The organism is Williamsia sp. Y844, from assembly GCF_056786475.1.
Window position 1 is genome coordinate 65,332 of record NZ_JBXCJB010000006.1, and the last position, 19,765, is coordinate 85,096.

Annotated in this window: 17 protein-coding genes; 6 read left to right on the top strand and 11 right to left on the bottom strand. The window is 64.9% G+C overall.

From position 1 onward, the window contains the following. Window positions 1-79: 79 nt before the first annotated feature. Complete coding sequence (gene glnA, locus AC1TQG_RS26995) at window positions 80-1,513, bottom strand: type I glutamate--ammonia ligase (protein ID WP_482142007.1); 1,434 nt, start codon at window positions 1,511-1,513, stop codon at window positions 80-82. A 254-nt stretch (window positions 1,514-1,767) separates the two neighbouring features. On the opposite strand from glnA, the gene AC1TQG_RS27000 reads away from it, so the two are divergent. Next, on the top strand, window positions 1,768-2,235 hold the full coding sequence (locus AC1TQG_RS27000; RefSeq protein WP_482142008.1) for an RDD family protein: 468 nt from the start codon (window positions 1,768-1,770) through the stop codon (window positions 2,233-2,235). A gap of 69 nt (window positions 2,236-2,304) precedes the next feature. On the opposite strand, the gene AC1TQG_RS27005 is transcribed toward AC1TQG_RS27000, so the two are convergent. The 6 genes from AC1TQG_RS27005 to AC1TQG_RS27030 form a co-directional block, all read right to left on the bottom strand. Then, window positions 2,305-3,045, bottom strand: coding sequence for a DUF4191 domain-containing protein (locus tag AC1TQG_RS27005; RefSeq protein WP_482142009.1), 741 nt, complete (start codon window positions 3,043-3,045; stop codon window positions 2,305-2,307). Window positions 3,046-3,145: 100 nt separating this feature from the next. Then, window positions 3,146-4,198: a lipoyl synthase gene (gene lipA, locus AC1TQG_RS27010; protein ID WP_482142010.1), complete on the bottom strand. Its 1,053-nt coding sequence runs from the start codon at window positions 4,196-4,198 to the stop codon at window positions 3,146-3,148. Further along, window positions 4,195-4,944 (bottom strand): lipoyl(octanoyl) transferase LipB, encoded by a 750-nt coding sequence (gene lipB / locus AC1TQG_RS27015; protein WP_482142011.1) that lies wholly within the window; start codon window positions 4,942-4,944, stop codon window positions 4,195-4,197. Before lipB ends, lipA begins: the two co-directional genes overlap by 4 nt. Next, a complete protein-coding gene (locus AC1TQG_RS27020) occupies window positions 4,944-5,843 on the bottom strand; it encodes a TIGR01777 family oxidoreductase (protein ID WP_482142012.1) in 900 nt (299 codons plus the stop codon). Before AC1TQG_RS27020 ends, lipB begins: the two co-directional genes overlap by 1 nt. A 7-nt stretch (window positions 5,844-5,850) precedes the next feature. Then, entirely contained in the window at window positions 5,851-7,578 is a 1,728-nt protein-coding gene (gene sucB, locus AC1TQG_RS27025) for a 2-oxoglutarate dehydrogenase, E2 component, dihydrolipoamide succinyltransferase (RefSeq protein ID WP_482142144.1), read from the bottom strand. A 134-nt stretch (window positions 7,579-7,712) separates the two neighbouring features. After that, the gene (locus tag AC1TQG_RS27030; RefSeq protein ID WP_482142013.1) at window positions 7,713-9,227 is read right to left on the bottom strand and encodes a leucyl aminopeptidase; all 1,515 of its coding nucleotides are present in this window, start codon (window positions 9,225-9,227) and stop codon (window positions 7,713-7,715) included. A 90-nt stretch (window positions 9,228-9,317) separates the two neighbouring features. Between AC1TQG_RS27030 and gcvT the strand changes: the two genes are divergently transcribed. Both gcvT and AC1TQG_RS27040 read left to right on the top strand, forming a co-directional pair. After that, the gene (gene gcvT / locus AC1TQG_RS27035; RefSeq protein ID WP_482142014.1) at window positions 9,318-10,436 is read left to right on the top strand and encodes a glycine cleavage system aminomethyltransferase GcvT; all 1,119 of its coding nucleotides are present in this window, start codon (window positions 9,318-9,320) and stop codon (window positions 10,434-10,436) included. A gap of 113 nt (window positions 10,437-10,549) precedes the next feature. Further along, on the top strand, window positions 10,550-11,650 hold the full coding sequence (locus tag AC1TQG_RS27040) for a branched-chain amino acid aminotransferase (protein WP_482142015.1): 1,101 nt from the start codon (window positions 10,550-10,552) through the stop codon (window positions 11,648-11,650). 36 nt (window positions 11,651-11,686) lie between these two features. On the opposite strand, the gene AC1TQG_RS27045 is transcribed toward AC1TQG_RS27040, so the two are convergent. From AC1TQG_RS27045 to AC1TQG_RS27055, 3 genes are read right to left on the bottom strand one after another with little or no spacing between them, the layout of a single operon-like run. Next, window positions 11,687-12,451: an adenosylcobinamide-GDP ribazoletransferase gene (locus AC1TQG_RS27045; protein WP_482142016.1), complete on the bottom strand. Its 765-nt coding sequence runs from the start codon at window positions 12,449-12,451 to the stop codon at window positions 11,687-11,689. 6 nt (window positions 12,452-12,457) lie between these two features. Continuing rightward, entirely contained in the window at window positions 12,458-14,206 is a 1,749-nt protein-coding gene (gene cobT / locus AC1TQG_RS27050; RefSeq protein ID WP_482142017.1) for a nicotinate-nucleotide--dimethylbenzimidazole phosphoribosyltransferase, read from the bottom strand. A 5-nt stretch (window positions 14,207-14,211) separates the two neighbouring features. Continuing rightward, window positions 14,212-14,886 (bottom strand): DUF3043 domain-containing protein, encoded by a 675-nt coding sequence (locus tag AC1TQG_RS27055; protein WP_482142018.1) that lies wholly within the window; start codon window positions 14,884-14,886, stop codon window positions 14,212-14,214. A 133-nt stretch (window positions 14,887-15,019) separates the two neighbouring features. Here AC1TQG_RS27055 and AC1TQG_RS27060 point away from each other — a divergent pair, with 133 nt between their 5' ends. The 3 genes from AC1TQG_RS27060 (at window position 15,020) to AC1TQG_RS27070 (ending at window position 17,728) form a co-directional block, all read left to right on the top strand. Then, complete coding sequence (locus tag AC1TQG_RS27060) at window positions 15,020-16,075, top strand: glycerate kinase family protein (protein ID WP_482142019.1); 1,056 nt, start codon at window positions 15,020-15,022, stop codon at window positions 16,073-16,075. Between the two features lie 137 nt (window positions 16,076-16,212). After that, entirely contained in the window at window positions 16,213-16,587 is a 375-nt protein-coding gene (locus tag AC1TQG_RS27065; protein ID WP_482142020.1) for a HesB/IscA family protein, read from the top strand. A 163-nt stretch (window positions 16,588-16,750) separates the two neighbouring features. Beyond that, window positions 16,751-17,728 (top strand): carbohydrate kinase family protein, encoded by a 978-nt coding sequence (locus AC1TQG_RS27070; RefSeq protein ID WP_482142021.1) that lies wholly within the window; start codon window positions 16,751-16,753, stop codon window positions 17,726-17,728. Window positions 17,729-17,813: 85 nt separating this feature from the next. Here AC1TQG_RS27070 and asnB read toward each other — a convergent pair whose 3' ends face one another. Further along, window positions 17,814-19,739, bottom strand: a complete 1,926-nt coding sequence (gene asnB / locus AC1TQG_RS27075; protein ID WP_482142022.1) for an asparagine synthase (glutamine-hydrolyzing) — start codon at window positions 19,737-19,739, stop codon at window positions 17,814-17,816. Window positions 19,740-19,765 lie beyond the last annotated feature (26 nt).

Consider the following 19,765-nt stretch of genomic DNA (forward strand, 5'->3'; position numbering starts at 1 on the left):
CGATCTGCATTGCTGCAGAAGGCCGGGCCGGGTTCGTCAGATCAGAAGATCAGATCACACGTCGCGTCGTCGGAGACGATCACACGTCGTAGTAGAGCTCGAACTCGTACGGGTGCGGACGGATCTGCACCGGCTCGATTTCTTGTTCGCGCTTGAAGCTGATCCAGGTCTCGATGAGGTCCTCGGTGAACACGCCACCTTCGGTGAGGTAATCGTGATCCTCTTCGAGGCGATCGATGACTGCGCCGAGTGAGGTCGGAGCCTGCGGGATGCCCTTGGCCTCCTCCGGCGGGAGCTCGTAGAGATCCTTGTCGACGGGCTCGTGCGGCTCGATCTTGTTCTTGATGCCGTCGAGGCCGGCCATCATCATGGCAGCGAACGCGAGGTACGGGTTGCCCGAGCTGTCGGGGCAACGGAACTCGAGGCGCTTGGCCTTCGGGTTGTTGCCCGTGATCGGGATGCGCACACAAGCGGAGCGGTTGCGCTGGCTGTAGACCAGGTTGATCGGGGCCTCGTAGCCCGGGACCAGTCGCTTGTAAGAGTTCACCGTGGGGTTGGTGAACGCCAGCAGAGACGGAGCGTGGTGCAGGATGCCGCCGATGTAGTGGCGGGCCATGTCGGAAAGTCCCGCGTAGCCGGCCTCATCGTGGAAGAGCGGCTTGCCGTCTTTCCACAGCGACTGGTGGGCGTGCATGCCCGAACCGTTGTCGCCGAACAGGGGCTTCGGCATGAAGGTGACGGTCTTGCCGTTTTTCCATGCGGTGTTCTTCACGATGTACTTGAACAGCTGAACATCGTCAGCGGCCTTCAGCAGTTCGTCGAACTTGTAGTTGATTTCGGTCTGGCCACCGGTGCCGACCTCATGGTGCCCACGCTCGAGGATGAAACCGGCGTTGGTCAGGTTGGTCGAGATCTCATCACGCAGGTCGACGTAGTGGTCGTACGGTGCGACGGGGAAGTAGCCGCCTTTTTGGCGAACCTTGTAGCCGAGGTTCGGGGAGCCGTCCGGGTTCTGCTGCGAACCGGCGTTCCACCAACCCGACTCCGATTCCACGTTGTAGTGGGTGCCGTTGATCTCAGAGCTGAACGAGACCGAGTCGAAGATGTAGAACTCGGCCTCGGCGCCGAAGTAGCAGGTATCGGCGATGCCGGTGCTGAGCAGGTAATCCTGCGCCTTGCGGGCGACGTTGCGCGGGTCGCGGCTGTAGGACTCACGCGTGAACGGGTCGTGCACGAAGAAGGTCACGTTCATCGTCTTTGCCTTGCGGAAAGGATCGATGCGTGCGGTCGTCGGGTCGGGCAGCAACATCATGTCCGACTCGTCGATCGACTGGAAGCCGCGAACCGACGAACCGTCGAATGCCAGGCCGTCTTCGAAGACGCTTTCGTCGAAGGCTGTTGCCGGGATCGAGAAATGCTGCATCGTTCCGGGGAGATCGCAGAAGCGGATGTCGACGTATTCGACACCTTCAGCCTTGATGCCCTCGAGCAGTTCTTCTTTTGTGTTGTACACCTGCGGGTGACTCCTTCACTCGTGCCCAATTGCTGCCAGCACCATATTCATGGATGTTGCAAGGGCTGGCGATTGTCCCTGTCCACTGTAGAGCGGCGGATCATCAACGCTGACCGTATTGACGTCAGGTTGCTAGCCAGATACTTCGGTGTTTCGCCCGTGTTACGCGCGCCTTTCCAGCAGGAATCGGAGTGTGAGATGGGCCGCATAATGCTTGGTGGGACTGTTCTCGCAGCACATCTATGATTATGGCCATGGGACGTATTACCGGATCGTGGCTTTCTGGCCCGCAGGCAGCACTCGGAGACAATGTCGAAGTAGGTGCCTACCGCGGCGAAAAGCTCGGTTTGGCCGAGTCCGGTCCGAACTCGTTGGCATCTTCCTGGCATCGCTGCCTCGGGTTGCTCGCCGACTGGCTGATGTCCGGTGGCGTGACGCTGATCTTCGTCCGTGACCTGCAGTCGCCGATCCTGTCCAATGTGGTCTTGCTCGTCTGGTTCGTGGTCGGTGTCGGTTCGGTGACGGCCTTCGGGTTCACCCCGGGACAATTCCTCACCGGCATGCGGGTCGCTCGCGTCGACGGGGTAGAGCGAGTCGGTTTCGTCCGCGCATTCGTCCGGCAGATCCTGATCGTGTTCTTGGTCCCGCCGCTGATCAACGACCACGACGGCCGCGGCATGCACGACCGGGCGACCGGTACAGCGTTGATCCGTACTCGCTGAGCAGTTCAGCGCCAACAAAAAACCACCCGCGGAAGACGGGTGGTTTTTTTGTTGCGGCGTGGAGACCGATCAGCGACGGCGTGCGGTGCGCTGGATGCTGCGCATCTTGGCGCCCGCCGGCATCGGGCCCTTGGGCATGCCCGGACCGGGCTGTTTGCCGCCGAGCGCGGCGAGCCGTGACTCCAGCGCGTCGATACGGTTCTTGTCAATGTTCTTCGGAAGTTTGTTCAGGTGCTTTTCGAGGTTCTTGAGCGGAACCTGACCCTCTTCGTTGCCGACGGTGATGTCGTAGATCGGGGTGTCGCCGACGATGCGGGCGACCCGCTTCTTCTCCTGGGCCAGCAGCGGCTTGGTGCGGCTCGGCGACCCTTCGGCGACGAGGATCACACCCGGCCTGCCGATCACGCGATGGATGGCGTCGAGCTGAGCGGTACCGGTGACGGCCTGCTTGACCCGCCACTGGCCACGCATGTTGTCCAACGCCCAGGCCGCGGCACCGGCCTGACCGTCCGCCTTGCGGAAGACCGTCTTCTGAACGCGGCGTCCGAAGATGATGAACGCGAGCAGCACGCCGAGCACGATGCCCATCGGGAGGACGAAGATCAGGCCGCCGACAAAGATTCCGACGAGAACTGCAATCACCGTCGCGCCGACGATGGTGCCGATCATCAGTGGCAACAGCAGCTTGTCTTCTTTGCGCTGCATCTGGAACGCCTGCCACAGTTGCTTGCGGCGGGCTCGCGACGCTTCCCTACGGGCAGCCTTCGCGGCCGCCTTTGCTTCTTTTGTCGCCTTTGTTGCCTTCGCCATGCCCATCAGGATACTGGCCCGCAGTAGACATCCGCCAAACCCGGTACCCCCGCCCTCCGATGATCCGGAAATCTGGTCGGCAGGCGGCGCCGATCAGGGCTCAGCGGGCGAGGCGGGCCATCAGCGAAGAGGCTTCCTGGCTGGCACTTCCGCCGTCGGTCAGATGGGACATCGCCTCGGGGAGTTCCCGTCCGTGATGCTTCATCGCCTGCGCGTACAAGCGGCCGGCCCGATACGACGAGCGAACCAGTGGTCCGGCCATGACACCGGCGTAACCGAGGTCTTCTGCGAACTTCGAATGCTCGACGAACTCTTCGGGCTTGACCCACCGGTCCACCGGATGATGCCGCGGTGAGGGGCGCAGGTACTGGGTGATGGTGAGGATGTCGCAGCCGGCCTCGTGCAGGTCGACCATCGCCTCGCGGACCTCTTCGGGTGTCTCGCCCATGCCCAGGATCAGGTTCGACTTGGTCACCAAGCCGTAGTCGCGTGCTGCGGTGATGACGTCCATGCTGCGCTGGTAACGGAATGCCGGGCGGATCCGCTTGAAGATGCGCGGCACGGTTTCGACGTTGTGCGCCAACACCTCTGGGCGGGAGGCGAAGACCTCGGCCAGCTGGTCGGGGTCGGCGTTGAAGTCGGGGATGAGCAGTTCGACACCGGTGGTCGGGTTGAGCTGCTTGATGTACCGGACCGTTTCGGCGTAGAGCCAGGCGCCGCCGTCGGCGAGGTCGTCGCGGGCCACACCGGTCACGGTTGAATACCGCAGACCCATCGTCGCCACACTCTCGGCGACCCGGCGGGGTTCGTCGCGGTCGAGGTCATCGGGCTTGCCGGTGTCGATCTGGCAGAAGTCGCAGCGCCGGGTGCACTGCTCGCCACCGATCAGGAAGGTTGCCTCGCGGTCTTCCCAGCACTCGTAGATGTTGGGGCAGCCTGCCTCTTCGCAGACCGTGTGCAGGCCTTCGCTCTTGACCAGGGCCTTGAGTTCGGTGAACTCCGGACCCATCGTGGCGCGGGTCTTGATCCACGACGGCTTGCGCTCGATCGGTGTCTCGGAGTTGCGGGCCTCGAGGCGCAGAAGTTTGCGCCCGTTCGGGCCAACTGATGCCGATGCGCTCGATTTGGCTGGTTTGTCGTGCGAAACAGTCACTGGAGAGATCCTACGTGGGTTCGATTGTCACGCTCGGTGACCTTGGTTGATGCAGTGTGTGAGCTGACCGGCAACGTCCCGTCGAGGGCGTCGGCGATCGCCGCGGCGAGCACGGGACGAACCTCGTCGACCGTGATCGTGCGACCGAGTTCGTCGGTGAGTGAACCAGCTCCGGCGTCGGGGATGCCGCAGGGGATGATCGAGCCGAAGGCACGCAGGTCGGGGTCGCAGTTCACGGCGATGCCGTGCAAAGCCACCGCCCGTGCCACCCGGATGCCGATCGCGCCGATCTTGCGGTCGGGGCGAGGACGACTCTCTACGTGTGCCGGCTGATCGACCGCCCAGACACCAGAGCGACCGTCGACCCGGAACGTCGATAGACCAAGGGTCTGGCAGACATGGATCATCGCTTCTTCCAGTCGCCGGACGTAATCGACGACGTCGACCGGACTGGCCAACGCGACGATCGGGTAGGCGACCAGCTGACCGGGTCCGTGCCAGGTGATCTTCCCGCCGCGGTCGACGTCGATCACGGGGGAGCCATCGGTGGGACGGTCGGCATCCTCGGTACGCCTGCCCGCGGTGTAGACCGACGGGTGTTCGAGCAGCAGTAGGACGTCGTGGTCGAGGACACCGTCGGCACGTTCATTCGCGAGTCGATGTTGCAGGTCGAAGGTCTCCTGGTAGTCGACCCGGCCCAGCCAGCGGACCTCGAGAGGTGCAGCGGATAGACGAGCGCTGGGCATCAGGCGCCCTTGCCGACCGCGTACGCGAGCGCGGAATCGATGGTGGGATGGCGGAATTCGAAGCCGTGTTCGGTCAGCACCTTCGGTACAACGTTCTGACCATGCAACAACATTTCCTCGGCCATCTCACCTGCGGCTTTCGACAACACGAACGCCGGTACCGCAAACGGTGTGGGGCGGTGCAACGCACGTCCCAACGCCTTGGTGAACTCGGCGTTCGTGACCGACAGGGGTGCGCACATGTTGACCGGACCGGCAATCGGCCGCGTCAACACGAACTCCAGGACCCGCACGGTGTCGACAAGGCTGATCCACGGCATGTATTGCTGACCGTTGCCCAACCGGCCACCGAGTCCGAGACTGAACAACCGCCGCAGTTTGCCGAGCATGCCACCGGACGGAGACATCACCGGCGCAGTGCGGATCAGTGCCACCGTGGTCTGGGATCCGGACGACTGCGCGAGGAGAGCCGCGGCTTCCCAGTCGGTGGTCAGATCTGCGAGGAACCCGGTGCCTGCGGGATCGTCCTCGGTGACCACCCGTGGACCGGTGTCGCCGTAGAAACCGGTTGCGCTGGAACTCACAAATAGGGGCACACCGGCGATCCGGATTGCTTCGGCGAGCACCTGTGTCGGGATGATCCGGCTGTCTCGGAGCTGCTGCTTGACGTGTCCGGACCACCGGCTGTCGGCGATACCGCGACCGCAGAGATTCACCACCGCGTCGACCCCCGCCAACGTGGCGGGATCGATGCCGAATGAATCAGGCTCCCATTGGATTTGATCCGGGGCAGTGGCGGGACGGCGAACCAGGCGGACGACCTGATGGCCGGCCCCGGTGAGACTGTCCACCAGGGCCGAGCCGATCAGGCCAGAAGATCCCGCTATGGCGATCCGCATGGACTTCCTACAGTCCTAGATCCGCCTCGAAAGCAGCCTCTTCGAGGCGATGCTTCACGGTGCTCAGGAAGCGGCCGGCGTCGGCGCCGTCGATGAGGCGGTGATCGTAGGTGAGCGGCAGGAACGACATCGACCGCACTGCGATCGATTCCGAACCGTCGGCACCGGTCATGACCACCGGGCGCTTGACGATGGCACCGGTACCGAGCATGGCCGCCTGCGGCGGAACCAGGATCGGGGTGTCGAATAGCGCACCCTGGCTACCGATGTTGGTGATGGTGAAGGTACCACCGGTCAGATCGTCGAGCTTGAGGTTGTTGCTCCGTGCCCGTGCCGCGATATCTGCGATGGCCCGCGCCAGGCCGGCGATCGACAGATCGTCGGCGTTGTGGATGACGGGGGAGAGCAGGCCCTGCTCGGTGTCGACCGCGATGCCGAGGTGGACCTTGGAGTAGTACGTGATCTCCTTGGCCTCTTCGTTGATCGAGGCGTTGACGTTCGGATGCGCCTTGAGCGCCTCCACCACTGCCTTGGCAATGAACGGCAGGTAGGTCAGGTTGACACCTTCGCTGGCCTTGAAGCCTGCCTTCGCGGCTGCCCGCAGGGTGGCGATCTTCGTCATGTCGACCTCGAAGACCTGGGTGAGCTGTGCGCTCTCCTGCAGGGATTCGCGGGTCTTCTTGGCGGTGATCTGACGGATCCGGTTGATCTTCTGCGTGGTGCCGACCAGCTTGGCCAACTCCGGGCTCGGTGCGGCCGGAGCCGACTTCTCTGGGGCCGACTTCGCCTGTGCTGCAGCCGGTTCCGGGGTTGCCGGGGCGGCCGGTGCCTTGGCGGCCTCGGCGGCGGCCAACACATCCTGCTTGCGGATGCGGCCACCGACGCCGGTGCCCTTGATGGCGCCCAGGTCGACATTGTTCTCGGCCGCGAGCTTGCGGACGAGCGGGGTCACATACGGTGTCGACTCCTGCTCGGCTGCCGGCTTGGGCTCTTCCTTCGGCTCCGGCTTCTTTTCTGCAACCGGCTCCGGCTTTGCCTGCGCCTTCGGCTTGGGCTCTTCCTTCGGCTCAGGTGCGGCCTCGGGCTCCGGCTCGGGTTCGGACGGCGCCACGGTCGGCTTCGACTCGGCAGAGCCGACCACGGCCAGACGGCCGCCGACCTCGACGACGTCGTCCTCGGAGGCGATGATCTCGAGCAGTGTGCCGGCGACGGGCGACGGGATCTCGGTGTCGACCTTGTCGGTGGAGACCTCGAGCAGTGGCTCGTCGGCCGCGACAGAGTCTCCGACCTCCTTGAGCCAACGGGTGACGGTGCCCTCGGTCACGGACTCGCCCAGTTCGGGCATCGTGATGTCGGTACCTTCGGCGGATCCGGCTGCCGGTGCCGACGCGGCCGGGGTTGCCGGCGCCTCGGGCTCGGGCTCCGGCTCTGCTTCTGGCTCGGCTTCTGGCTCGGGTGTGGATTCCTGCGCAGGAGTGCTGTCACCGGCGGACTCGCCGGCGTCGCCGATCTGGGCGAGCTCGCCACCGACCTCGACGACATCATCTTCTTGCGCGACGATCTTGATCAGGACGCCGGACGCCGGTGCGGGGATCTCGGTGTCGACCTTGTCGGTCGACACCTCCAGCAACGGTTCGTCGGCCTCGACCGTGTCACCCTCCTGCTTGAGCCACCTGGTGACGGTGCCTTCGGTGACGCTTTCACCCAGGGCTGGCATTTGGACGGAGAAGGCCATCGTTGTCGACTCCTTGATTTCGAGAACCGGTGTGCGGTCTACGGTCTGGGCCTTACCACCAGTGTTGGTGGCAGGCATGGAGGTGGTGATCCGCCGGATGAGGCGAACCGCCGTTCTAAACCCTACCTTTTGCCTCATCCTTCGGCAGCGATGTCCTCCAGTACGGCGAAGATGGTCCGCACTGGCACCCCGGTTCCACCCTTGCCGGTGTAGCCCCACGGGCCGCCGGTGTTGAAAGCCGGACCGGCGATGTCGATGTGCACCCACTGCACATCCTTCGCCACGAACTCGCGCAGGTAGATACCCGCCGAGAGCATTCCGCCCCAGCGGTGGTTGGTGACGTTGGCCAGGTCGGCGACGCGTGAATCGAGATCGGGGCGTAGCTCTTCCGGAAATGGCATCGGCCAACCCGATTCGCCCTCGGCTTGCGAGATCGATGCGACCCGGTCGCGGAACTCGTCGGTGCCCATCACGCCAGGGGTGCGGGTGCCCAGGGCAACCATCTGGGCGCCGGTGAGGGTGGCGGTGTCGATCAGGTAGTCGGGCTCGTCCTCGCAGGCGCGCACGATGGCGTCGGCCAGGATCAGCCGGCCCTCGGCGTCGGTGTTGATGACCTCGACGGTCTTGCCGCCGTACTGGGTCAGGACGTCACCGGGACGCTGCGCGGTGCTCGAGGGCATGTTCTCGGCCATCGGAACCGTGGCGATGACGTTGACCCCGACATTGAGCTCGGCAGCCAGGATCACGGTGGCGATCACGGCGGCGGCGCCACCCATGTCGGAGGTCATGTTCTCCATGCCCGCGGCCGGCTTGATCGAGATGCCGCCGGTGTCGAAGGTGATGCCCTTGCCGACGAGGGCAACGGTCTTGGCCTTCTTGCCTGCGGTGTGGCTCAGCCGGACCAGGCGAGGCGGACGTGAGCTGCCCTTGCCGACGCCGATGATGCCGCCGTAGCCGGCCTTGTCCAGGGCGGACTCGTCGAGGATCTCGACCTTGAGTCCGGCCGCGGAGCCGAGGGCCTTGGCGCGGTCGGCGAACTCTTCGGGGAACAGGTGACTCGGCGGTGTGTTCACGAAGTCGCGCGCGATGGCAACTGAGCGGGCGATGGCCGCCGCGCGATCCAATTCCGCCTCGGTGCTCTTGTCGGCGGCAGGTACCAGCAGGCGGACCGCTGCCAGGGGTGCCTTTTCGGGCGGTGTCGAGCGGAACTCGTCGAACCGGTAGGCGCCGAGGAAGAAGCCTTCCGCGGTGGCTGCGAGGTCGGCGGCCGGAAGACTGGTCACCGCGGTGCCCACACCCTGCAGGCTGCGGGCGGCCACACCGGCCTGACGGCGAATGTGTTCGGCATCATCGAGCTTGTCGGGCGCGCCGAGTCCGACTGCAAGCACCGATGTCACTCCCAGGCCTGCGGGCGCGGGGAGCTTGGTCAGCTCGCCTGCCGAACCTTTCGCGCCGAGTGCGGCGAGCGCATCGTCGATTGTGGAGGCGGTGGCGTCGTCGAGGAGTCCTTCACCGATGACAAGACTCGGTGCGCCACCCTCTTCGTCTGCGGTGGTCAGTCCGATGACCAGGACATCGTCGTCCTTGCTGATCCCGGTGGCCAGTGACAGTTGCGGACCCAGCTGACGTTTTGCGCTTGACTTGCTCACACTTCACTCCCACTCGTAGCCGTACCTTGCTCTCGACCAAGCTTAGTGGTCGTACCCGACTCGCTCTCGCGACGCGATAGCGTTGGGCGCATGAGCGAAGGTGAATTGCTGGCAGGCCCCATCGAGGAACTGCATCGCGGACTCGGCGCGAGTTTTGCCGAGTTCGGTGGCTGGAACATGCCGGTGTCCTATGCGGGCACTGTTGCCGAACACACCGCGGTCCGCGAGACGGTGGGCATCTTCGATGTGAGTCACCTGGGCAAGGCCTCGGTCACCGGGCCAGGTGCGGCGGAGTTCGTCAACCGTTGCCTGACCAACGACTTGAACAAGATCCACCCGGGCAAAGCGCAGTACACGTTGTGCGCCAACGACTCCGGCGGTGTGATCGATGACCTCATCGCTTACTGGGTCTCTGACGAAGACGTGTTCCTCGTTCCCAACGCCGCCAACACTGCCGCCGTGGTGGCGGCCCTGCAGGCAGTGGCTCCCGACGGCGTCGAGGTGGTCGACCGGCATCGCGACTTCGGGGTCTTCGCGGTCCAGGGTCCACAGTCGTCGGCGGTGCTGTCGGGGCTGGGACTGCCAACGGACATGGAGTACATGTCCTTTGTCGACACCGAAATGGTTGTGGGACAGCAGCGTTACCCGGTCCGCGTCTGTCGGACCGGCTACACCGGCGAGATCGGCTACGAGTTGCTGCCTACGTGGGACGACAGCGAACCGGTCTTCACGGCGTTGTCGGCCGCGGTCATCGCCGCTGGCGGAGCACCGGCCGGACTCGGTGCGCGCGACACGTTGCGCACCGAGATGGGCTATCCGCTGCACGGACACGAACTGTCCGTCGACATCAGTCCGGTTCAAGCCCGGTGCAGTTGGGCCGTCGGCTGGAACAAGCCGGAGTTCTTCGGTCGCGATGCCCTGCTGGCCGAGAAAGAGGCCGGTCCGGTCCGTCGTCTCTGGGGCCTGCGGGCGACCGGGCGGGGGGTGCCGCGCGCAGACCTCGCCGTCCTCGACGGGCCCGGCGGAACGCAGATCGGTACCACCACATCCGGGACCTTCTCGCCGACCCTGAAGGTGGGAATCGCGTTGGCACTCATCGATTCGTCCGCGGGCATCGCCAAAGGTGACACCGTGGTGGTCGACGTCCGCGGCCGGGCTCTCGAATGCGAGGTCGTCCTGCCGCCGTTTGTGTCGGCAGGCACCAGCTAGCGCCGCGGTCGTCGTTGGCCGGAATTGTCCGGTCCGACGACGTCGGGCAACGCCGAGACGATCGGAGTCCCACCGGGGAAAATCGGCGGGGGGTCAGGCGATACGATCGACGCATGACTTTGGAGTTCGCCCGGACCGAACACCCGCAGCCGTTGTCGGCGCAGCGCCGCGCGGAAATCCTGGCTGCACCGGGATTCGGCAAGTACTTCACCGATCACATGGTGACCATCGACCACAGCACCGAACAGGGCTGGCACGATGCGAAGGTACTGCCCTACGGGCCGATCCAGCTCGATCCGTCGTCGATGGTCTTGCACTACGCGCAGGAGATCTTCGAAGGTCTCAAGGCCTACCGCCAGGCCGACGGCAGCATCTCGTCGTTCCGTCCCGAAGCCAACGCCCTGCGTATGCAGCGGTCGGCGCGGCGCCTGGCGATGCCGGAACTGCCGGTCGAGGACTTCATGGACTCGCTGCGCGCGCTCGTGGACGTCGACAACCTCTGGGTGCCGGAGGCCGGTGGGGAAGCGGCGCTCTACCTGCGTCCCTTCATGATTGCCACCGAGGCCGGCCTCGGTGTGCGGCCGGCGAACGAATACCGCTACCTGCTCATCGCCTCACCTGCCGGCGCGTACTTCACACGTGGTGTGCAGCCGGTGAGTGTGTGGCTCTCGACCGAATTCGTGCGCGCTTCGCCCGGCGGTACCGGTGCGGCCAAGTTCGGTGGCAACTACGCCGCCTCGCTGCTCGCGCAGGCCCAGGCCGCCGAACAGGGCTGCGATCAGGTGGTCTGGCTCGACGCCATCGAACGCCGGTTCGTCGAGGAGATGGGTGGCATGAACCTGTTCTTCGTCTTCGGCTCCGGCGCCGATGCCAAACTCGTCACCCCGGAACTGTCCGGGTCGCTGCTGCCGGGCATCACCCGTGAATCACTGTTACAGCTGGCCGCGGACGCCGGCTTCGACGTTGTCGAACGCAAGATCAGCGTCGAAGAGCTGCGCAAGGGCGTCGCATCGGGTGAGATCACCGAGGTCTTTGCCTGCGGCACCGCCGCCGTCATCACTCCGGTGGGTCACGTCAAGGGTGACGTCGACGACTACACCATCGGCGACGGTCAGCCCGGCGAGGTGACGATGGCGTTGCGCGACACGCTCACCGGCATCCAGCGCGGCACCTTCGCCGACATCCATGGGTGGATGGCCAAGCTCCACGGCTGAGAGTTCGGTCGGCTGAGTTCTCCGGTGAGCCGCGGCTCAGGTGACCAGTAGCCCGCAGATGGCGATCAGCGTGCTCAATTCGATGAGTGCGCCGAGTACGTCGCCGTTGATGCCGTCGAAGCGGCGGGCGCAGTGAAAGCTGAACCACCAGGCGAATACGACAACCGCCATCGCGCTGAACACACCCGGAAGAGGTAGTTCGGTGTCGACGGCATAGCCGACGGCGATCGCTCCGAGCGCCCAGAACACGATGGTCAGCCGTTGTGTTCCTGCCGTCAGTGCGCCGAACTTGGATTCGTCGGTGGCGGACAGATTCACCCGGCAGCCGATGACCGGGGCCACCCGGCTGACAAAAAGTACAAAAACGATTGCGGCCCAATCATTCTGTTGAATCAGGGCGCCATAGCCGGCCGCCTGCGCGCCCAGTACGACTACCAGTGTGGCCGCGCCAAAGGGCCCGGCACTGCCACTGTGCATCACCTTGTGCACGCGTTCGGGCGACCCGAAGCAACCCAATCCGTCTGCGGTGTCCGACAATCCGTCGAGATGCATGCCGCGGGTGAGCATTGCGATCGCACCGACGACGAGCAGGCCCGCGAGCAGCGGTGGCAGGTCGGTCGCGCCGAGGCCGAGTGCGATTGCCGCGGTGACGACTCCGAGGACTGCGCCCACGAGCGGCGTCGAACCGATGACAGCGCCACCCAATGCGCGGTCGAAAGGACCCTTCGGGGTGGGGACCGGCAGGATCGTCAACCACGACAGCGCGGTCTGCGGACCCCGAAATGCGGCTCGTAGGTTCATCGGTGGTCAGGACGCCGCGTCGGGCGCACCACTGACCTGAGCCTCGGCGAACGTGGCCATCGATGCGAGCGTGTTGACGGCTGCCTGCACCAGGGGGAGGGCGGTGAGGGCACCGCTGCCTTCACCGAGACGCATCGACAACTCGAGAAGCGGTTCGAGATCGAGGTGCCGCAACGCGATCTGGTGAGCGGGCTCGGCCGACCGATGTCCGGCCACCCACCACTCCCGGGCGCCGGGCGCCAGATCGTTGGCAACCAGCGCGGCTGCGGTGACCACCAGGCCGTCGAGGATGACCGGCGTCTTGCGCAATGCGGCCTGCGCGAGGAATCCGGCCATCGCAGCGATCTCCGCACCGGAGACGGTTCGCAAGAGCTCGAGTGGGATCCGCGCGTGTGGCCGACCTCGTCGCATGCCGTCCCGCACGGCCGCCGTCTTGCGGATCCAGCCATTGTCGTCGATGCCGGTGCCGCGTCCGACAACCACGACCGGTTCGGAATCGGTGAGCAGGCCGACCAGGACCGTGGCCGGGGTGGTGTTCCCGATCCCCATCTCTCCGGCGATGAGAAGATCTGCGCCGGAATCGATCTCCTGATCCGCGATGGCGCGTCCTGCCGCGATTGCGGCGCGGGTCTGTTCGGTGGTCAGAGCATCTTCACGCGTCAGATCGCCGCTGCTGCGGCGGACCTTGAAGCGGCTGATCTCGTCTGGTGTCTGCGCATTCACAGCCAGATCCTCAACCCGGACCCGCGCACCGTTCTGCCGTGCCAGCACGTTGACCGCAGCTCCACCGGCACAGATGTTTGCGACCATTTGTGCGGTGACCTCAGGCGGATACGCCGAGACACCGCTCTGGGCGACACCGTGGTCGCCGGCAAAGACCACCACGCTGGGGTCGGTGATCGGACGAGGAGGGCAGACGCCCTGGCAAGACGCCACCCAGATGCCGACTTCTTCGAGACGCCCGAGCGATCCGGCCGGTTTCGTCAGTGTGCCTTGACGTTCACGCGCGGCGATCGCAGCATTGCGGTCGGGCGCTGCGACGAAGTCGAACTGTTCCGGTTTCTCGAACTCGGTCAACGGTGCCGGATCGGCAACCGCGGTCGGCTCGTCCAGCGTGGCCGGATCGTCGACCGTGGTGGGGACCGGTACCGGGTCGGGTGAGGGAAGCGGCGCCAGGACGGATGCGGCAAGTGGGGATGAAACCGACTCCGGGGCAGCGACATCGCCTGCCGCGCCACCGCGCAGTTCGAGGGTCTGGCCGGCAACGACCAGCACAACCCGGTCGCAGACCGCGGCAATTGCCGCGTTGACGATGCCCAACTGATCTTGGAAGAGTCGCCCGGCCGGAACCGGTGCCACCAGCGAGAGGCCGACCTCTGGACTGATGATCACCAGATCGCCGGTGTATTCGGCAACTGCCGTGGACAATTCGATCGCCGTGGCCGACAGGTCGAAGGCATCGTCCTCCCAGCCACCGACCGAGTCGATGTACCGGCTCAGCCAGCCGCCGAGATCGTCGACGAGGGTCGGTGTCTGCGCATCGCAGCGCAATTCGCCTGCCACGTCGCCGGATTCGACCGTGGTCCACCCGCTGGGACGGCGGGTGCGGTGGGCTCCGATCCGGCTTTCCCACTGTGGGTCGCCGGTTGCCGGATCGGCGGCCGTCGCCAAGTATCTGACACCGTCGCGGGGCAGCAGGCTCTCACCGAAAGCTGATTTGCCCGAGCGTATTCCACCAAGAACCAGGGTTCGCATACCGATCAGACCGCGTCGCCCGGCTTGACCACGGGCCGCGGTGCGCGCATGAACCGCATCTGCATCGCGCGGCTGAATCCGTACCAGGCGAGTTTGAACCCGCCGTCGGTGGTGTTCGGGAAGCGTTCACGCACGCGGTTGTTGATGATCCGTCCGAGCATCACGCCGTCGATCACCAGGAAGATGACGAAGACGAGCATGAACAGCGTGGCGTAGACCGCGAGGGCCGGCACGAACATCACGAGGATCAGCAGGATCGCGAACGGCATGAACAGCCCGGCGAAGTTGCGCCGTGAATCGACGATGTTGCGGGCGTATCGACGGACCTCACCCTTGTCACGGGGCATCAGGTAACGCTCGTCACCGTCCATCATCTTCTCGCGCTGGTCGGTGCGAGCCTTACGACGCGCATCGGACTGCGAGCGCTTCTCTTCTTTGGTCAGGCTGACCGTCGAACCCTTGAGTTCCTTCTTGCGAGCCCGGGCCTCGGAGCGGGTCGTCGGGGCCGGCGCAACCGGACCACGTCGCTTGCCCTCGGCGTCGCGGCGCTTGGGGGTGGGGCGGCCCTTGCCCTCGGTGTATCTGCGATCGGCCGCAGCTTCTTCTGCCGTCTGCTCGACGGTCGACGTCGTATTGGCCGCGACCTCGGCGTCGTCGTCTTTTTTCCAGGGCAATTTCACCTCTCCAGATTATCCCGACGGCGCGTGCAGCGGCTGCCGGGTCTGGCCACTGCGTGGATCGAGCAGGCGGTGGCGCTCTGCGGGTGTGTTTCTGCACACTGCCGCGCGGCGGTCGCCTTCCTATACTTCGTCCATGAAAGCTCTGATCGCCCCGGATTCGTTTGGTGACACCCTGACCGCTGTCGCCGCCGCGGAGACGATCGCCGCGGGATGGGCTCTGTCCAGGCCGGACGACGAATTGATCCTCGCGCCACAGTCCGATGGCGGGCCCGGATTCGTGTCGGTGCTGGCCAGTCGGTTCGGTGAGGTCCGGGAAGAAACCGTCGCCGGACCTCTGGGTGCACTCGTTTCGGCGCAGTGGCTGTTGCATCGTGAGAAAGAGCACGTGACCGCTTATATCGAATGCGCACAGGCCTGCGGTCTGCATCAGCTGGGTGGCGGGCCGTCGCCTCGCACCGCGGTCGCCGCAGATACATATGGAGTGGGCCGGCTCGTGTCGGCCGCGGTTGCGGCAGGCGCCGACACGATCGTGGTCGGACTGGGTGGTAGCGGCAGCACCGACGGCGGCAAGGGCCTGATCGATGCGCTCGGTGGGTTGGAAGAGGCGTCGCGACTGCTACGGCCGATCACCCTGGTGGCGGCCTCCGACGTGGAGAATCCGCTGCTCGGTCCGGACGGTGCGGCCGCGATATTCGGTCCGCAGAAGGGCGCTGACCCGGACACCGTCGCAGCGCTCGAGGCGCGCATGACCGAATGGGCGGGCAGGCTCGGTGCCTTCGCCGGCCGCGACATCAGCCCGTTGGCCGGTGCCGGCGCTGCCGGGGGTCTGGGGGCAGCGCTGCTCGCACTCGGTGGAACCCGGATCTCGGGTGCGACGGTGATCGCGGACGCGACCGGACAGGCCGACCTGATCGCCACGGTCGACCTGGTCATCACAGGGGAGGGAAAATGCGATGAACAGACCCTCAAAGGCAAGGTCGTCGCGGCCCTGACGGGTGCGGCCCGCGAGCATGACATTCCGACGATCGTGCTGGCCGGCCAACTGGCGCTGACCCCGGCTCAGATCGCCGAGGCCGGTATCGCGCGAGGTCATGCCATCGTCGAGGTCGCGGGCTCGGTGCAGCGGGCCATGGACGACGCGCAGAACCAGCTGACCGAACTCGCTCGTCGAGTTGCCGACTCGTGGTGAGCATCGCTGCAGCGCACCTGGTGTGATAGGCAGGAATAGACCGGGCAGGAGTACGGTTGTAGCCGACGGAAGTTCGCATCCGAAACCCGGACCACTGTGGGTTCGCAGGCCGACGCCCCGCACACTGAGGAGATTTCATGACCGCATCGAACGAGACTGCTGTGCAGACCGAGACCGAGGCACCCGCGCACGGTGTGATTATGACCGAAGCTGCGTCGTCCAAGGCGAAGGCCTTGCGTGAGCAAGAAGGTCGCGAAGAGCTGATGCTGCGCATCGCCGTCCAGCCCGGTGGCTGCGCCGGCCTGCGCTACCAGCTGTACTTCGACGACCGCAACCTCGACGGAGACCTCGTCGTCGAGTTCGACGGTGTCGGACTGGCAGTCGACCGCATGAGTGCCCCGTACGTGATGGGTGCCAGCATCGACTTCGTCGACACGATCGAGAAGCAGGGTTTCACCATCGACAACCCGAATGCAACGGGCAGCTGTGCCTGTGGCGATTCGTTCAACTGACGCCTGACCTCTCACCAGGCTGCTTGATCCATACACAACAATCTGGCCGCATCCGAGCTCAGCTCGGGTGCGGCCTTTTTGTTGTCTCCGGGTCCTGCCTGTGTTCACCTGACGAACAGGTAGCGTTAGGCCATCATTCAGTGAGGAAGAAAGGCACTCCTTCGTGGCCATTGCCATTTGTGGATCGATCGCTACCGACCATCTGATGCGCTTTCAGGGCAAGTTCTCTGAACAGCTCCTGCCAGAACACCTCAGTCATATTTCGCTGAGTTTCCTCGTGGAGGAGTTGGTGATCCGGCGCGGTGGTGTTGCCGGGAACATCGCCTACGCGATGGGGGTCCTCGGTGGTTCGCCGCTGTTGGTCGGGTCGGTCGGTAGCGACTTCGACGACTATCGGAAGTGGCTGGAGGGCAACGGAGTCGACACGCGTGGTGTCCGGGTGTCGAAGACCGCGCACACTGCTCGCTTCATGTGCACCACAGACGACGAGATGGCGCAGCTGGCAAGCTTTTACGCCGGTGCGATGAGTGAGTCGCGCGAAATCTCGCTGACCACACTGGCATCCGATTTCGGTACACCGGAGCTGGTGTTGATCGGTGCCGACGACCCCGAGGGCATGATCGTCCACAGCCGGCAATGCCGCGAACTCGGTATCCCGTTTGCCGCCGATCCCTCGCAGCAGCTCGCCCGGCTCGACGGCGAGCAGGTTCGCGAGCTGATTGAGGGCGCCACGTATCTGTTCACCAATGAATACGAGTGGGGTCTGCTCCGGCAGAAGTCGGGTCTGAGTGAGGCCCAGGTCGCCGAAATGGTCGGCGTCCGGGTCACCACACTTGGTGGTGGGGGAGCGGAGATCGTCGACGCCGACGGCTCGCGCGTCCACGTTCCGGTTGTCCCGGAGACCGCCAAGGTTGATCCGACCGGAGTCGGTGACGCGTTCCGCGCTGGATTCCTGGTCGGCAACGCGGCCGGCCTGAGCCACGAGCGCAGCGCGCAGCTGGGATCAATGGTCGCCGTATTGGTCCTCGAGACCGTTGGCACCCAGGAATGGGTGTGGGACCGCAAGAGCGCGCTCGAGCGTCTGTCCGGTGCCTACGGAGCCGAGGCTTCTGCCGAGATCGGCGCGATCCTTCCCGCCTGATCAGCCCCGGACAACAAACACCCCAGACAAACGAATCCGCCCGCCCCTTCTGCAGGGGCGGGCGGATTTGTTCTCACGATGTTCGCTAGAGCCGGACCGGGTACTGGTGATCCTCGATCTGCGGCACGATGCTGCCTTCGACGAAGATCCCGTGCCACACCATGAAGATGAGAACGGTCCACAACCGACGGCTGTTGTCGACCGCGCCGGTGCGGTGCTCGTTGAGCATTGTGCGGATCGCATCCTTGTTCAGGATGTGGTCGGTCTGCGAGTTCTCGATCGTCTCATGCGCCCAGTCGTACAGTTCCGTGCCGCGCAGCCAATGCCGTACGGGCACAGGGAAACCCAGCTTCTTGCGATGCAGGACGTGCGCCGGGACGATCTGTTCGAGCGCTTTGCGAAGCGCGTATTTGGTCGTGCCGTGGGAGATCTTCTCCTCGTACGGCAGGCCTTCGGCCACGCGGAGTACCTCGGAGTCGAGGAACGGCACCCGCAGTTCGAGTGAGTTGGCCATCGTCACCTTGTCGGCCTTGACGAGGATGTCGCCACGCAGCCACGTGAACAGGTCCAGATGCTGCATCCGGGCCACCGGATCCCAGCCGCGTGAGGTCGCGTAGATCGGGGCCGTCACGTCGGTGTGGGTCCACTCGGGACGGAAATCCTTGAGCACGGCCCGAAGTCGGGCATCGTCGAAGCTCCTGGCGTTGCCGTAGTAGCGGTCCTCGAGGGTCATGGACCCGCGATGCAGCAGGCTCTTCCCCCGTTTACCTTCCGGGATCCGATCCGACAATCGGCCGGCTGCAGCCCGCAGGCCGCGGGGCAGACGTTCGAAAGGCTTGAGTGACAACGGCTCTTTGTAGATGGTGTAGCCGCCGAACAGTTCGTCGGCGCCCTCGCCGGACAAGACGACCTTGACGTGTTTGCGCGCTTCCTTGGCCACGAAGTACAGCGGGATCAGTGAGGGGTCGGCCACCGGATCGTCCAGGTACCAGACGATTTCCGGAATCGCGGCGACGAACTCGGCCGGTCCGACGACCTTCACGATGTGTTTGGCGCCGATGGCCGCGGCAGATTCCGCGGCGACGTCGACCTCCGAATAGCCTTCCCGTTCGAACCCGGTGGTGAAGGTGATCAGGTCGGGGTTGTGCTTGATGGCGAGTGCGGCGATCGCCGTCGAGTCGATACCTCCGGACAAGAACGAGCCCACTGTGACATCGGCGCGCATGTGCTTGGCGACGGAATCGGAGAGCACTTCGGCGATCTCGTCGTAGCGGGCCTGCTCGCTGCCCTTGGTGAACGGGCGCACGGCGAACTGCGGCGTGAAGTACCGGTAGACCTTGGGCATCTGGCCGGGCCGCAGGGTCGCGTAGCTGCCGGACTCGAGTCGGCGGATGCCGGCATGCAGCGTCTCGGGCTCCGGGACGTACTGCAGCACGGTGTAATGCTGGATCGCGCGGCTGTCGAGGGAATCGGCGACGCCGATGCGATCGATCAGCTCGAGCAGGCTCTTCTTCTCACTGCCGAAGATGGTGCCGCCCGAACCCGTCGCGATGAACAGCGGCTTGATTCCGAACGGATCCCGGGCCAGGAACAGTGACCGATCCTCGGTGTCCCAGATGGCGAACGCGAACATTCCGCGCAATCGGGAAACCGAATCCGGACCCCAGTGATGGAAGGCCGCGACAATCGCCTCGCCGTCGCCCTCGGTACGGAACTCGGCACCCTCGTCCTCGGCCAACTGGGCGCGGATCTCCAGGTAGTTGTAGATCTCGCCGTTGAAGACGAGTGCATACCGTTCGGGGTTCTCCGGTGGACCCCAGCGCAACGGCTGATGCGAGTGCTCGATATCGATGATCGAGAGCCGATTGAAGCCGAAAACCAGGTCGGAATCATGCCAGGTGCCCGGTTCGTCAGGTCCTCGATGTCGCATGCAATGCAACGCAGATGCGACCAGATCAGCTGACTCGGCGGCCGATGCGTCGCTAGACAGCAGACCTAACAGACCACACACGAAATTGCCTCAATTCGTCCAGGGAC